11 protein-coding genes are annotated in these 14,679 nt (G+C 41.2%); 6 read left to right on the top strand and 5 right to left on the bottom strand.

Features of this window, described 5'->3' with window-relative positions; genetic code table 11:
• Positions 1 to 71: 71 nt before the first annotated feature.
• On the bottom strand, positions 72 to 1,037 hold the full coding sequence (locus V7K62_RS17545; protein ID WP_334866136.1) for an RsmB/NOP family class I SAM-dependent RNA methyltransferase: 966 nt from the start codon (positions 1,035 to 1,037) through the stop codon (positions 72 to 74).
• Between the two features lie 163 nt (positions 1,038 to 1,200).
• On the opposite strand from V7K62_RS17545, the gene V7K62_RS17540 reads away from it, so the two are divergent.
• The 5 genes from V7K62_RS17540 (at position 1,201) to V7K62_RS17520 (ending at position 7,490) form a co-directional block, all read left to right on the top strand.
• Entirely contained in the window at positions 1,201 to 2,622 is a 1,422-nt protein-coding gene (locus V7K62_RS17540; protein ID WP_334866134.1) for a DUF2157 domain-containing protein, read from the top strand.
• Positions 2,623 to 2,979: 357 nt separating this feature from the next.
• Positions 2,980 to 3,690 (top strand): GDYXXLXY domain-containing protein, encoded by a 711-nt coding sequence (locus tag V7K62_RS17535; protein WP_334866133.1) that lies wholly within the window; start codon positions 2,980 to 2,982, stop codon positions 3,688 to 3,690.
• Positions 3,691 to 3,899: 209 nt separating this feature from the next.
• Positions 3,900 to 5,414, top strand: a complete 1,515-nt coding sequence (gene crtD, locus V7K62_RS17530) for a C-3',4' desaturase CrtD (RefSeq protein WP_334866131.1) — start codon at positions 3,900 to 3,902, stop codon at positions 5,412 to 5,414.
• Between the two features lie 201 nt (positions 5,415 to 5,615).
• Positions 5,616 to 6,737, top strand: coding sequence for a saccharopine dehydrogenase family protein (locus tag V7K62_RS17525; RefSeq protein WP_334866129.1), 1,122 nt, complete (start codon positions 5,616 to 5,618; stop codon positions 6,735 to 6,737).
• 363 nt (positions 6,738 to 7,100) lie between these two features.
• On the top strand, positions 7,101 to 7,490 hold the full coding sequence (locus V7K62_RS17520; protein WP_334866127.1) for a hypothetical protein: 390 nt from the start codon (positions 7,101 to 7,103) through the stop codon (positions 7,488 to 7,490).
• A 135-nt stretch (positions 7,491 to 7,625) separates the two neighbouring features.
• Here the strand turns inward: V7K62_RS17520 and V7K62_RS17515 are convergent, their stop codons facing one another.
• The gene (locus tag V7K62_RS17515) at positions 7,626 to 8,924 is read right to left on the bottom strand and encodes a cation:proton antiporter (protein ID WP_334866125.1); all 1,299 of its coding nucleotides are present in this window, start codon (positions 8,922 to 8,924) and stop codon (positions 7,626 to 7,628) included.
• Positions 8,925 to 9,337: 413 nt separating this feature from the next.
• On the opposite strand from V7K62_RS17515, the gene V7K62_RS17510 reads away from it, so the two are divergent.
• Positions 9,338 to 9,607, top strand: coding sequence for a hypothetical protein (locus V7K62_RS17510; RefSeq protein WP_334866123.1), 270 nt, complete (start codon positions 9,338 to 9,340; stop codon positions 9,605 to 9,607).
• Between the two features lie 180 nt (positions 9,608 to 9,787).
• On the opposite strand, the gene V7K62_RS17505 is transcribed toward V7K62_RS17510, so the two are convergent.
• From V7K62_RS17505 to V7K62_RS17495, 3 genes are all read right to left on the bottom strand, one after another.
• Positions 9,788 to 11,677: a bluetail domain-containing putative surface protein gene (locus V7K62_RS17505; protein WP_334866121.1), complete on the bottom strand. Its 1,890-nt coding sequence runs from the start codon at positions 11,675 to 11,677 to the stop codon at positions 9,788 to 9,790.
• A gap of 389 nt (positions 11,678 to 12,066) precedes the next feature.
• On the bottom strand, positions 12,067 to 13,212 hold the full coding sequence (locus V7K62_RS17500; RefSeq protein ID WP_334866119.1) for a glycosyltransferase family 4 protein: 1,146 nt from the start codon (positions 13,210 to 13,212) through the stop codon (positions 12,067 to 12,069).
• Positions 13,213 to 13,229: 17 nt separating this feature from the next.
• Entirely contained in the window at positions 13,230 to 14,402 is a 1,173-nt protein-coding gene (locus tag V7K62_RS17495) for a glycosyltransferase family 4 protein (RefSeq protein WP_334866117.1), read from the bottom strand.
• Between the last annotated feature and the right edge of the window lie 277 nt (positions 14,403 to 14,679).

The raw sequence follows: 14,679 nt of genomic DNA, 5'->3' as shown, positions 1-14,679 counted from the left end.
CTTAAAGAAGTCGGGGATCTCGTTCTTCACAAATAATTTATGATTGCTATATGTCAGCAATATAACTAAGTTTAATTTTTCATATTTTGGTAGATATATAGCGAAGATATTGTATTTAAATCTACTTTTTTAGGCTCCTCTTCATCCTCATTAGTATTTTTAAACAGGACTGTAAACGCACCAGCACCTAACCTATCTTGAGGGAACATCCGATAACAAGGCATCGTAGTTAAATGCGATTGATATTTGGCTAAATTACTAATTTCTATTGCCTGAAAGTGGGGAAAACGTTCCAAAAACCATTCACAAACTTGCTCATTCTCTTCTGGTGAATAGGTGCAAGTCATATAAGCGAGATAGCCTTGTGGTGAAACAATTTTAGCAGAGTTAGCTATAATGCGCTTTTGCCGATTCGCACTCTTATTAATAGCAGTTGGGTGAAAACATCCGGGTGCTTTTTCACCTTTGGCAAGTAAAGATTGTCCTGTACAAGGAGCATCTACTATTACTAGATTGCTAGAGCCGGGAAACATTTGGGCAAAAATACTGGAATCTCGATTAACCACTGCGCTAGGGCTAATCTGGCAACGCTTCAAATTAGAAATTAGCATTCCCAGACGTTTACCAATTACTTCATTGCTGATGAGTAAGTCAGGTTGTAAAGCTTTCCAAGCAAAGATACTTTTACCTCCTGGTGCTGCACACATATCAAAAACTAAACTCACTGACTGAGGAATAGCTAACAAACTAGTAGCTGCAAACACCGAAGAAAAATCTAAACAATAGAAATATCCTTTTTGATGCAAGGGATGCTGACCAGGTTTTTCTCCCAGAGATAAGCGGTCTATAAATTGTGGTTGCCAAGAGGTTGGTGTTTCTACTACTAAAGGCGAAATATCAGGCTTTTCTTGACACCAAAGAATACTGGGTGAAAAAGGCTGAGGATTCATTAAAGCCTCGATAAATTTTTCTTGATCATCTAGATTAGTGAACAAACGCCGCGAGACTTTAAGTAATAAATTAGAAGGTTTTTCCATGAAGATTATGAATTATGAATTAATAGAAGTACGTTGTATCTGAATCAAAATCAAACTGTTACACAAGAACAATGTAATTAAGGCTTTTGGCTTCATACTCAAAATATAATGACCGCCATTGGGATCGCAATGGCCAAGCTACCCCACTGCACCGGAGAAGGTCATGATCTTAGATAGTTTTCCGCAAAAATTACGCAAAGAAGCACACCTATGGAGGGATGAAGGATTAATTAGTTCTTCGCAGTATGAGCAGATAGCAGAACGTTATCAATTTAAAAACCTGGAAGCTGCTGCACGCGATCGCAATAAAGCGATCGCGATCGCGATCGGCAGTATACTTTTATGCTTAGGCATAATTACCTTTGTAGCAGGAAACTGGCAGGGAGGATCGCGAGAAATCAAATTTATTCTGATGATGAGTTTGTTTTTTGCGATCGCAATCACTGGATTTTACACCTGGAGGCCACCTGAAGGAAAGAAGCCACAACAAAGCAAACGCTTACTGGGAGAAGGTTTACTAATTTTAAGCGCCTTCATTTTCGGTGCAAATTTACTGCTGATGGCCCAGATGTTCAATATTACCGGTTCAGTTTCCCAATTGTTTCTCGCCTGGGGGTTGGGTGTTGTAGTAATGGCCTTCGGTTTGTGCTTAAATTCTTTAGGACTTCTGTCAATTGTCCTTGTGGAAATCGGGTACTGGACTGGACTAGGAGACTTATGGTACGCTTCAGGTGAGTTAACTTGGTCGCGTCTAGTAGTGCAGCATCTGCCTTTGTTGGCATGGCTGGTGTTTGTACCCTTAGCATACTTATGTCGATCGCGTTGGATTTTTGGTCTAGCAGCCTTTGTTTTTGCTAGTTCCTTACAAGCCAACCTTAATCCTCTGCCACTGCTGAATTATGCTGATATAGCCCCTTGGGTGGCATCTTTTGCTTTTGCACTCCCACCTGCATTATTCTGGAGTTATGATGATTTACTGTTTCCAACCATAAATTACAGATTGTTTCAATCTCTAGCCCGTAATTTAGCGTTGGTAAGCTTCGGCGTTGTCTTTTACGTTCTGTCTTTTCGTTGGGTCTGGGAATCTCCAGATTATAGTTATAATCAGCCAACGAATGTGACAAACTTGTTCGAGTCTCTGCCGATCATCGATTTGGGGATTCTCAGCGGCTTGGCGGTATTGCAATGGTTGTTTCTACTGCGCCAAAGAAATAACCCTCCGCGCCGCGAAGTGATTTTCACAACTGCTGTCATTAGTACATTTCTTGTCTTTATTGCAATAGTACCTTTTTGGCATCAAACTATCAGCCGGATTGATGAGCTTGGCATTTTTATTTTCAATGTACTTCTTGCAACATTAGCCTGGGGACTAATTCAAGAAGGATTGAAATTAAGCAACAGAAGTTCCTTCTGGGGCGGTATGCTGTTAGTAACACTGCAAATTATCAGTCGCGTGCAGGAGTACGACACCGACTTACTTTTTAAGTCGCTGGTCTTTGTCCTGTGCGGTTCTGCTTTAATTAGCGCTGGACTCTGGTTTGAACGCCGCTTACCTGGTGGCTCTAGCTCTACAAGTAAAAAGTAGTGCAAAAGATGAAAGAATTCAGGAGTCATATCATGTCCGCCAAATTACCCATAATAAAAGAACCCCACCCCCAGCCCCTCCCCGCTCTTCGGGAGGGGAGACAAAGCACAGCTTTGGCGGGGTGGGGTTCTTCGGGTTTAATGAGCAATCAAACGGACATAATATCAGAAGTCAGGAGAAGCCCAATCATAAAGTGATGGAGTTTCAACATTGATGATTTCACCTTGCACTCCTAACTCCTAACTCCTAACTTATTCAGAAATCTCTGTGCGTCAAAATTTTTAAAGTTTCTCTGCGTCAGTCCTAATCTCGTTACTTTTGAACTCCTCAAGACCTCTGCTTTTTAGGACTACGCTCATGACTAATACTTCTTCTGAATCTAAAAATAAACCCTTGTCTCCCGAAGCCGAATTTTCCAATAAGGTGACTTTTCGGGATTACTTGATTGCTACTGAACAAAAATCGAATAAGCCCTTACCTTTTTGGCGGTTACTAGCTCCCCTGGCGCTGCAAACAGGGCTAATTATGGCAGTACCAGCCCAAGCGGTTTATACAGATGTGACAGGTAAGACGGTGATTTTGCAAACCGTACCTGTAGACCCTAATAATGTGCTAGAAGGTAACACCTTAGACTTAGATTACAACATATCCCGTACCTCAAATTTGAGCAGATTACCTGGCTGGCAAACATTAGTCAGCAAAGGTCGTGGAAGTGGCAGAAGATTGCCCGAAGGAACCAATATCTACGTGACTTTGCAAGAGCAATTATCTTCTGGTCGTGGTGTTCCGAGAGCTTGGAGACCATTACGAGTAAGTAGCGATCGCCCCACAACTCTTAGAGCCAACCAAGTAGCCTTAAAAGGTGTTTATCAGGATGGCTCTGTTAACTACGGCTTGGAAACATATTACATCCCAGAAAACCAACGGCAGCAAATTAGGAACGACTTACAAACCCAACGCGCCCGCAGAGGGCAAGTACCCCCCATTGTGGTGAAGGCGAAAGTAGATCCACAAGGTAAAGCAGTCCCAGTTAGTATGTGGGTGCGCGATCGCAACTATCGCTTTTAATTGTTGAACCCCAAGAACCCCGCGTCGTTTGCTACTGTGTACACACGTGAAAAAAATGTAGAGACGTAGCATTGCTACGTCTCTACAAGACTTCTAGGTAAAGCATATTTAATTTCTGGAGATGTCTCATGAGAAATCGCACCCTATTTAACTTTCAAAGAAGGTAAAATTATAAGTAAAAGTATTAAGAATTTTAAAAAAACTGCTCAATGTCCAGCATTTCTCTTGACAAAAGTAAATCTCATGTCGTTGTTATCGGTGCGGGAATAGGTGGACTGACTGCTGGAGCATTATTAGCTCATAAAGGTTACAGCGTCTTAATTTTGGATCAGGCCCTCGTACCAGGAGGCTGTGCTTCGACCTTTAAACGGCAGGGATTTACCTTTGATGTCGGAGCAACTCAGGTGGCGGGGTTGGAACCAGGGGGAATTCACCACCGCATTTTCTCAGAATTAGAAATAGATTTACCGCCAGCAATGCCTTGCAATCCGGCTTGTGCGGTGTATCTACCTGGGGAAACTACACCCATCAACGTCTGGCGCGACCAAGAGAAATGGCAAGAGGAACGACAAAAACAGTTTCCTGGTAGCGAACCGTTTTGGCAGTTGATGGCAACTTTATTTGATGCTAGTTGGGAATTTCAAGGACGCGACCCGGTACTACCGCCGCGTAATTTATGGGATTTATGGCAGCTAACTCAGGCGGTACGTCCCAGTACATTAATTACCGTACCCTTCACTTTATTTACGGTAGGAGATGCTTTACGGTTATGTGGACTGGGTAATGACCGACGACTGAGAACTTTTTTGGATTTGCAACTGAAACTATACTCCCAGGTGGATGCAGACGAGACAGCATTGCTTTACGCAGCAACGGCATTGAGTGTATCCCAACTGCCCCAAGGATTGTTTCACCTCCAGGGAAGTATGCAAGTATTAAGCGATCGCTTGGTACAATCCCTAGAGAGAGATGGCGGCAAGTTGTTGATGCGCCATACTGTAGAAGAAATCAAAATAGAAAACGGCAAAGCCAGTGCTGTTGTCATTAGAAATCAGAAAACTGGCGAAGTTTGGACAGAAGCAGCCGACCAGATAGTTAGCAACGTCACCGTGCAAAATTTGGTGCAGTTGTTGAGAGAACAAGCGCCATCTGGTTATAAAAATCGGGTGGAAAAACTGCCCCAAGCATCGGGTGCTTTTGTGGTGTATTTGGGTGTAGATGCCAGCGCGATTCCGCCTGGGTGTCCTCCCCACCTGCAATTTCTGTATGATGCTGATGGCCCCATTGGCGAGAATAATTCCCTATTTGTTTCCGTCAGTCATCCTGGAGACGGTCGCGCCCCGGAGGGGAAAGCGACAATTATTGCTTCTTCATTTGTCGCTCCTGCACAGTGGTGGCAGACTGAAGATTATGAAGGACTAAAAGAAAAGTTTACCCAAGAAGCGATCGCTCGTCTTGCTCAATACTTTTATCTCAAACCAGAAACTATTATTTATCAAGAAGCGGCAACACCCCGCACCTTTGCCCATTTCACAGCCCGCGATCGCGGTATAGTTGGTGGTATCGGTCAAAGAATTCCCACCTTTGGCCCCTTTGGATTCGCCAATCGGACACCAATCCCGCATCTGTGGTTAGTTGGTGACTCCACCCATCCAGGGGAAGGTACGGCTGGGGTGAGTTATTCGGCGCTAACAGTAGTCAGGCAAATTGAAGCGCAAATATAGTACTTTATCAAGTTGGTTTTGAGGGTTTGTAGTAAGCACTAAAGTGCTTAGAAAATAAGGACTGAAGTCCTGACTACGAACTTATTTACCACTATTTAGATAGAGCCGGGATTTTATTAAATGCTATAACTCATACTTATAACCGATGGCAAACAGGACGCAAAACTGATGAAATAAGGTTAGTGTTGCGAATCTGGAGTAATGACAGACAGCATTTTAATTATTGGTGGACGAGGGCGGATTGGTAGCAGTGTTGCCGAGGATCTAGCTACCCATACGCAGGCAAAAATTACGATTACTGGACGTTCTGCGGAGTTTGGGAAGGCTGTTAGCTTGTCTTCGGGGGGACAAGTGCAGTTTTTGATATTAGACTTGGTAGAAGTTGACAAGCTGCGAGATGCGATCGCAAACTCTAACTTAGTCATTCATTGTGCTGGCCCATTTCACTATCGAGATACTAATGTTCTCGAAACCTGTATTGCTCAAGGCGTTAATTATCTAGATGTCAGCGATCATCGTTCTTATACCAGCAAAGCTCTTAATTATCATGAAAAAGCTGCTGCTGCTGGCGTGACAGCAATTATTAATACTGGTATTTTCCCTGGTATTTCTAACAGCATGGTACGCCAGGGAGTTGAACAATTTGATCAACCAGAAAAGATCCATTTAAGTTATTTAGTTTCGGGTTCTGGTGGTGCTGGCATTACAGTGATGCGGACAACTTTTCTGGGGTTGCAGTATCCTTTTGAGGCTTGGACAGATGGAAAATGGGAGATAGTCAAGCCTTATAGTGAAAGGGAAATAGTTGAATTTCCATCTCCTTATGGACGCAGTGGAGTTTACTGGTTTGATATGCCAGAAACCTTTACATTGCCCCACGCCTTCCCATCAGTAAAAACTGTAATTACCAAGTTTGGCTCTGTTCCAGATTTTTACAATCATCTAACTTGGATTGCAGCACATGTTTTTCCCAAGTGGTTAATGCAGCGTCGTTACATGATTGAATTTCTCTCTCATGTCAGCCATTCGATGACAGATGTCACGAATAATTATAGTGGAATTGGGGTAGCAGTTCGTTCTGAGGTGACAGGGCAAAAAAATGGTGAAACAGCCGTTTATTGTTCAACTATAGTGCATGAAAATACAGCCGTGGCTTCTGGTTGCGGCACAGGTAGTATTGCCCAATTATTGCTAGAAGGTAAACTCAAAAAACCAGGAGTTTTTCCTGTAGAAGAAGCACTACCAACAAATTTATTTGAAGAAGTAATGCAAAGCCGAGGAATTAAAATTAATCACAGTTGGTCAGAAGTGGCTATCCGATAATCAAGTAAAAATTTCAGTCTATTTGAGTAGACTTGAGCTATTAGTCGAGAACTTGAGTTCTGGACGGGATATCAGTAAGCACGATAATTTAGGGCTATAGTGATTCTCATTTTAATGAGGTACACGGGTAAGATTATACAACTTTGTACTCCTACTCAATCATTCGTGAACAATTAAATACCCAACTTCTTAGATAAGTCGGGTATCTGAGTTTTGTGAATAAGATTACTATAGCTAAAATTAATATACCTTGAGGTAGAAGTAAGAACTGTACCTAAACACTTAGGATGCCTGTGAGCCTAAGATATTTAATCTATCTTATACGTAAAAAGGCTCATAACAAAAGATTAGGAGATTTTTTCCATGCAAAAAATTCTATTAAGTTTAAAGCAAGCGTTACGTTCAAGCTTTTTGGTTGTTGGCTTGATGGTTTTCATCAGTTTGTCAGGTTCCTTCATTTTCGTTCAGCAACCTAGTTATGCAACTACTCTTGAAGAATTAAAACTAGTACCTCCAGAATATAAACCAAATTCTGAAGAAAAAATTAATCGTGCTAATGAATACGATCCAGGTGTTGCCATTCAAGAAGAAAACCGACAAGAAGCTTATGAGCAAGCAATAAAAGATTCAAAAAATCTTAATACTATAGAGAAGACTTACGAAAGGAATTTGAAGGCTGAACAAGAACAAAATCCTCCAGAAAGTTTTGGTGAAAAAGCGAAAGAAGTTATTGAAAAAGTGACAGGTAAATAGGGAATCTAGACCTAACCGTAACCCCTTTCTTGGTAGGAAAGGGGAATTAATACTCAAAGCGCTTCTCAAGTTTGGGGTAAGGTTCAGATAATTAAATTGTAGCGCCTATCTTGAAAGCCGCTACAAAAATTGCTTTTACTCAAATTCATCGATCGTAGTGGGAGGAGTAGTCTTTCTCTTGTTAGCAAAATTGCGCTCATACCACTTCATTAATGGAGTTGTACTAATTCCATGCACAATCACCGAAACTACTATTGTAGTGTAAGTTATCCAAGCAATTTGTTCGCCTACTTCACCTTTTAAGCCATGACTAAACGCATAGGCTAGATAATATAAAGAACCAACACCACGAATACCAAACCATCCAAATAACAACCGAGTTCCTGGGTGCAAGGTTCGGCGGTGTGAATCTAGAGGGCGTTTACCTATGGTGCTAATCCAAACTCCTACAGGTCTGATGATCAAGAATAACAAAATTATCACTAACAAAGATTGCATACCATAATTCAGCATTGGCTGCAATAATAATATTGAACCCAATAGTAAAATTGTCCCAACTTCCAGCAGCTTTTCAACTTGCTCAATAAATTCTAATTGTGCTAGCGGTTTTTCAGAATTTTTGTAACTGCGTTGGACAACTAAGCCAGCAACAAATACTGCTAAAAATCCATAGGCATTCACCATTTCTGTTAAGGAATAAGTTATTAGAATTGTGCTGATAGCAATAAAGTCTTCCATTAACTTATCGGCAGCACGGCGTTTTTGAATTTTTGTTTCAATCCAAACTATAGATTTGGCAACAATAATGCCCATAATAATGCCAACTGCGATCGCCCAGATTAAATCAACCGTAATCCACTGTTTAAACCAGTTGCCCCAGTTGTCATCTTCTAAGGCATGAATGCCAAAATAAACGAAGGGAAAAGCTAAAGCATCATTTAATCCACCTTCAGAAGTTAAACCAAATCTCAACTCATCTTGGTCATTTATATCAGTCAGTTGTACTTCTGATGCTAATACTGGATCTGTAGGTGCGAGAATTGCTCCTAATAAAATCGCTTCTCCCCAACTCATCCCTAAAAACAATTTACCCACAGCAGCCAGAGCAAAAATTGAAATTGGCATCAGAAATACAATTAATCGCACTGTAATATCCCAAACCCCCAACCTTAGAGGTCGAACAATTCTTAAGCCGCAGCTAAATACAGAAATAATTACTACAAGTTCTGTTATTTTCTCCAGTAGTTCGGTGTTAAAAACGTCATCCCGACGTAATTGAATCAGCCCTAAGCCATAAGGGCCTAGAAAAATACCAACCAGTAGGTAGATAATGGCAAAAGAAAGAGGTAAGCGAGTAATCCAACCTGACCCTAACGTTACTATCAGCAAAAGTAGACCAATTACAAATAGGTCAATAATATAGATATCTACCATATAGCGATTTATATAAAAATTAGGTGTTGCTTTGTAAGCTTAGTTGCAATACCTTTGTATTAGAATTTACCTATGGGCAGATTTTATGGTATTGAAGATTCAGACGCGCCACCAAATTGGAGATAGAAGGGAATAGATAAATTTGGCGTTGGCGTAGCCTGTCGTAGATATCGCGCTTTGATTATTATTCGTTGGAAGTCCCTTAGCCCCTAAAACAATGGGATGTCGCACGGGAATATAGCTAATACACACCTGTAGGCTACTGCGAATGGTCTATATTCCTTACTTTCTGACTCAGACATCACCCATTTTAGTACAAATATACTATAATAGATATAGCGTCCACAAAGCCTAGCCAAATGCATAACGGCTCTGTGAAAACCTTCTGGAAGATGGATTCAAGGGTTAGTTCGATGATGAAGCATTACATTCTCAACCTCAATCCGACTGCCAAGCATGAATGGGATCGGTGTATTTTACGTGATCCGCTGACTGCCAAACGCCCAGACATTGCTAAACTAATTGCCGAAGCGGTTGGTGCTGATACAGGTAGTTATTTGGTCAGCGTGAATATTGAAGTTCAAGTTTTGCAGCAAGCGGCAGTACCTCAAGCAGAACAACTCTCGCTTTCATTTCCAGAGGTGGGTGTGCCGTCACAACCACAACTGCGGGAAGCAGCTTGAGCGACAGTGCAGAATTTAGCAAAAAATATAAAGCAAATGCGATCGCTCATTTGGAATATCTTGTAGCTAAGTTGGAAGCAAGATTAGCGTAGCTTGCCAAAGTAGGCATCCCTCAACAACTCTCTGATTTTGAATCTCGTGAATTAGTTGGTTTGTAGTCACACCTGAACCGTAGTCTGATTATACAACTGCTAAGGAGGCTAAGTTACCCTTGTAGCCACTAATCTCAATCACGGCATCCGTGAGGGCAGAGAATCCATTAGTGTTATCGTTGAGTGCCAGAAAAGTCTGCTGATGATTGCCTGTACCAAGGGTAAAAGTTGCCGCACCTTTAGCTACAAAAGCAGTTGCAGTCAATATCTGTTGTACATCTGAGAGATTTAGACTTGCAACTTTGCCAAGTTGAACTAAATTAGCCGCGCTAACTGCATACAGCCCATCAATTTTATCTTGACAAATGTTCAAGTCAGTTATTTTATCAAAGCTAGACAGCAGGGAATCACTCAGACTGTTGAACACAAATTTATCAGCGCTACAACCGCCTGTGAGGGTATCACGTCCAGCGCCACCATTGAGGATATCACAACCATTACCACCAATTAGTTTGTCATTTCCGGCTAATCCAAAGAGTTTATCGTTGCCGTTTTTGCCGGAAATTTGATCATTACCAGCCCCACCACTGAGTTTATCTGCACCATTGCCACCGTTTAAGGTTTGGTTTGGCACATTTCCCTCTGTGGTGGTTTTGCTGTTTAATTGACCATTGGTATCATACAGATAAGTGGCAACTGCATCAGTAATACCATCACTGTTGTTGTCAATATCTGCGGAAATTAGTTTGCCGTTGCGATCGTAGTTGAAAGTGGTAATCTCATTAGCAATGCCATCATTATTTTTGTCAGCTACCTGTGCAGCGAGTTTGCCGTTAGCGTCGTAACTGTAAGCGGTGACTTCATCAAAGATGCCATCACGATTATTGTCAATTTTTTGCGATGTCAGCTTGCCGCTAAAATCGTATCTGTAGATGCCAACTGCATCAATTACACCATCATTGTTGAAGTCATAGCTGGCGGATGCGCGTCCATAAATAGAGGTGTTGACAAAATCAACTTTGCCGTCGCCGTTGTTGTCATAGTTATCGGATGTCAGGTTGCCCTTGGCATCATAAATAAAAGTTTCGACAGAATCAACTTTGCCGTCGCCGTTGTAGTCATAGCTATTGGATGTCAGTTTGCCCTTGGCATCATAAGTAAAGGTTCCGACAGAATCAACTTTGCCGTCGCCGTTGTTGTCACGGCTATCAGATGTCTGGTTGCCCTTGGCATCATAAGTATAGGTTTGGACAGAATCAACTTTGCCGTCGCCGTTGTTGTCAGCGCTATAGGATGTCTGGTTGCCCTTGGCATCATAATTATAGGTATCGACAGAATCAACTTTGCCGTCGCCGTTGTTGTCAGCGCTATAGGATGTCTGGTTGCCCTTGGCATCATAAGTATAGGTTCCGACAAAATCAACTTTGCCGTCGCCGTTGTCGTCATCGCTATAGGATGTCAACTTGCCCTTGGCATCATAAGTAGAGGTTATGACAAAATCAACTTTGCCGTCGCCGTTGTTGTCATAGCTATTGGATGTCAGGTTGCCCTTGGCATCATAAATAAAAGTTTCGACAGAATCAACTTTGCCGTCGCCGTTGTTGTCATAGCTATTGGATGTCTGGTTGCCCTTGGCATCATAAGTATAGGTGTTGACAGAATCAACTTTGCCGTCGCCGTTGTAGTCAGCGCTATAGGATGTCAACTTGCCCTTGGCATCATAATTATAGGTATCGACAGAATCAACTTTGCCGTCGCCTTTGTAGTCATAGCTATAGGATGTCAGGTTGCCCTTGGCATCATAAGTATAGGTGTTGACAGAATCAACTTTGCCGTCGCCGTTGTAGTCATAGCTATTGGATGTCAGGCCATAGCGGTAGGTAATAACTGAGTCTGTTATTCCATCACTGTTGTTGTCTGTCCTCTCAGATATCACTTTGCCATCGACATCATAAGTGTAAGTTGTGGTTGAGGTCATAAAATTAGTGTTCTTTATCTGCTTTGATTCCACTTGTGTACTGCTATGTGTTTTCATCACACATAGCTATGTTCTGCAAAATCTTTTTATCTACCAAGTCTAGGTAGTTAAATGTATTTTTGCTGCATCAGTCACAAAAATGATATGATATATAATTTTTTAAGTCAATCTTGTTAATAACATTATTTATATGACATACATTATTGCTAACTTAACCAACTTGGTATACTCATTCCCAGGGAAACGCAAAGTTTTGAAATTCCATTGGCTGGAAACTTATCCCCCACGGGTGGAGAGGCTTTGAAACCTAATAGGGGCACACAATTACAAGCTGTGCGCCCCTACGAATTGTCTGTACTCCACGCAATTTAAAACCGCTATATGTCTATTTAAGCGGACGTGATATGAGACAGCAGTTGGGCAATTTGCTGATTAATAATTGCGATATCAAAATGCTCACTAGCAATAATCCTGGCATTCTTGGCTATAGTTGCAGTTATTTCCGTCTCCTGAAGACAAGTGATAATTACTTGTGCAAGTTCCTGGGGTTCTCCTGGTGTCACTAAAAAACCATTAAGTCCATGTTCTACTAATTCCATTACACCCCCGGCTTTGGCTGCAACTACAGGTTTTCCGCATAGCATCGCCTCTACAATCACTCTACCAAAGGGTTCTGGGGAAGTAGAGGTATGTGCCACCAAGTTGCAAGCTGCCATTAACTGGGGAATATCAGAACGAAATCCTAAAAATTTGACGCGGTTTTCTAGTCCCAGTTGGGCAACTTGTTGGTGTAACTTTTGGACGTAATCTTGTTCGCCAAACAGTGCATCACCCACTAAAATTGCTGTCACTTCTTGCGGACATTTGGCAAGGGCATCAATTAAAATATGCTGCCCTTTCCAAGGTGCAAGACGGCTAAAGTGTCCGATTACAAATTTTCCTGATAATCCTAACTGTTGTTGTAATTGCTTAATGTCAAACTCATCAGTTTGATAAATTTTTGGATTAAAGCCATTATAAACAACCTCAATGATGTCTGGGCGTCCTCCTGCTTGCACAAAGGCTGTTTGACTAGCTTGAGAATTAGCAATTACTAATGATGCAAAACGATTAGCCAAGTTAACAGCGATGCGAAGATTAGTTTGGCTAAAATGTTCTTTGGAAAGAATATCGTGTAAATGATAAACTAAAGGGCGACGACTGAAAAAACTTGCCAATGCTCCGACAACTAATGCTTTTTGGGTATTGGCATAGATTAAATCGTATTCACGCGCTTTTTGAACTACCTTAGTAATCAGAGGTGCAAGTTGTCCTAAACTCTTGAATCCTTGTAGCAAACTGCTTTCTTTGCGAACTTGGATTGCTTGAGTTGCGAGAACCTCTACCGGGATATGATTTTGCTCTAGTAAATGTTTAAATGAGCCATCTGCAAATAAACCTACCAAAGCGCGATCGCCATAAGGTTTAGCAATATCTATTAAACATAATTCGGCACCGCCTGGTTTACCACTTTGGTCTAGAAAAAGAATTTTCATCAAACCTCTTTACTTCTTTAATTTAATAGAATATTCCGTACTTGCTGGGCAATTTGATTCCAATCATAGTGTGTAGTAGCATACTGGCGACAGGCTGATCGTGAAGGTATGGGGATATTTCCCAAAAGTATTTGCTCTAATTTTTCAGCAATAGCTGAGGCATCTGTTGAAGTAGTAATTAAATCTGGTGAAAATTCTGATAAAATTTCTGGCATTCCCCCAACTGGAGTACATAAAACAGGAGTACCACAGGCTAGAGACTCGATTATTACTAATCCAAATCCTTCAAAAGATTGACTAGGCATGATAGTCAATTCAGCAGCTTGGTAAGCTATAGGTAATTGCTCATCAGGTAGAAAACCTAAAAATTTAACGTTGTCGTCTAGTCCTAACTCTGTAGCCTGTTGTTGTAGTGCAGCTTGGATGTGACCACGACCTGCGATCGCAAGCCAAACATCTGGTATTCTGGGCTTAATTATAGCCAGAGCTTGCAATAGTTTGTCAACTCCCGTTCGATGTACTAAGCGGCGTGATGTAAATAGGATACGGCGATTATTTGGCCAGCCTAGCTTTGTACAAGCCTCCTGGGGTGATAAATTTGACTGAAACCAGTTAATATCAACTCCACCAGGAATAACATTAATTTTGCTCCACGGGACTTGATATTTATCATGTAAAATTTTACCAAATGCTTTGCTCAAAACAATGAAGCGATCGCAGCGATTATAAGTGTTTTGTTCTATTAGCCAGTGCTTGATCAAAAGACTGAGGTTTTTATTAACTACCTCTTGCTGACTCTCAGAAGCCCAAGGGCCATGAAAGTTAAAAGTAACTGGTACTCCCTTTGGCAAAATATCTAAAATAGGAAAGCTGTATAATGCAAAGTGCAAATTAATAGCATCTGGTTTGCTGGTTCTTGTTTTCTGGAAATTCGTGCGAATCGACCATAATCTTTGCCAAATAGCGCTATCGGGAGAAGCCAAGTTAGTCAGCTTAATTGGTGAATTTAGTTCCGCCTCTGGTAAACCGACTCCGCATAATTCAATTTGGTCTTGATTTGCTGCTAATTTATGAGTTAGTTCATAAATATACCTTTCTAATCCTCCGGGACTTTTGGGAAACCACCCTAATCCAAGGGTGAGAATAGATGCTGATGCTGAACCAAAACTTCTTTCTTTATTACCTTCCATCGATGTGTCTCCGATAAATGTATTAAAACAGTAGGGGCAATTAATAAATTGCCCCTACTACGTGTTGTATTCCAACCTAAATTACTAAAATTTACGAATACACATTAAAAATAAGATTTTTTTTGGGAGAATACCAATTTATAAACTATTTATATGTCCACGTCAACAAGGAATTATAATCTGTGTTTTTATTAACCAGGTTACACCGACTAGGACAAATATGATACTTACCAATCAAAGACGTGAATGCTAGACAGTGAGAAGGATGAACTACTAT

This window comes from Nostoc sp. (assembly GCF_036917935.1).
Lineage (GTDB): Bacteria > Cyanobacteriota > Cyanobacteriia > Cyanobacteriales > Nostocaceae > Nostoc.
This window is presented reverse-complemented; position numbering and strand designations above follow the sequence as displayed.

Bases quoted from the DNA above. Each gene is read 5' to 3' on its own strand.
- V7K62_RS17545 (WP_334866136.1), bottom strand. From the start codon at position 1,037: ATGGAAAAACCTTCTAATTTATTACTTAAAGTCTCGCGGCGTTTGTTC.
- V7K62_RS17540 (WP_334866134.1), top strand. From the start codon at position 1,201: ATGATCTTAGATAGTTTTCCGCAAAAATTACGCAAAGAAGCACACCTA.
- V7K62_RS17535 (WP_334866133.1), top strand. From the start codon at position 2,980: ATGACTAATACTTCTTCTGAATCTAAAAATAAACCCTTGTCTCCCGAA.
- crtD (WP_334866131.1), top strand. From the start codon at position 3,900: ATGTCCAGCATTTCTCTTGACAAAAGTAAATCTCATGTCGTTGTTATC.
- V7K62_RS17525 (WP_334866129.1), top strand. From the start codon at position 5,616: ATGACAGACAGCATTTTAATTATTGGTGGACGAGGGCGGATTGGTAGC.
- V7K62_RS17520 (WP_334866127.1), top strand. From the start codon at position 7,101: ATGCAAAAAATTCTATTAAGTTTAAAGCAAGCGTTACGTTCAAGCTTT.
- V7K62_RS17515 (WP_334866125.1), bottom strand. From the start codon at position 8,924: ATGGTAGATATCTATATTATTGACCTATTTGTAATTGGTCTACTTTTG.
- V7K62_RS17510 (WP_334866123.1), top strand. From the start codon at position 9,338: ATGATGAAGCATTACATTCTCAACCTCAATCCGACTGCCAAGCATGAA.
- V7K62_RS17505 (WP_334866121.1), bottom strand. From the start codon at position 11,677: ATGACCTCAACCACAACTTACACTTATGATGTCGATGGCAAAGTGATA.
- V7K62_RS17500 (WP_334866119.1), bottom strand. From the start codon at position 13,212: ATGAAAATTCTTTTTCTAGACCAAAGTGGTAAACCAGGCGGTGCCGAA.
- V7K62_RS17495 (WP_334866117.1), bottom strand. From the start codon at position 14,402: ATGGAAGGTAATAAAGAAAGAAGTTTTGGTTCAGCATCAGCATCTATT.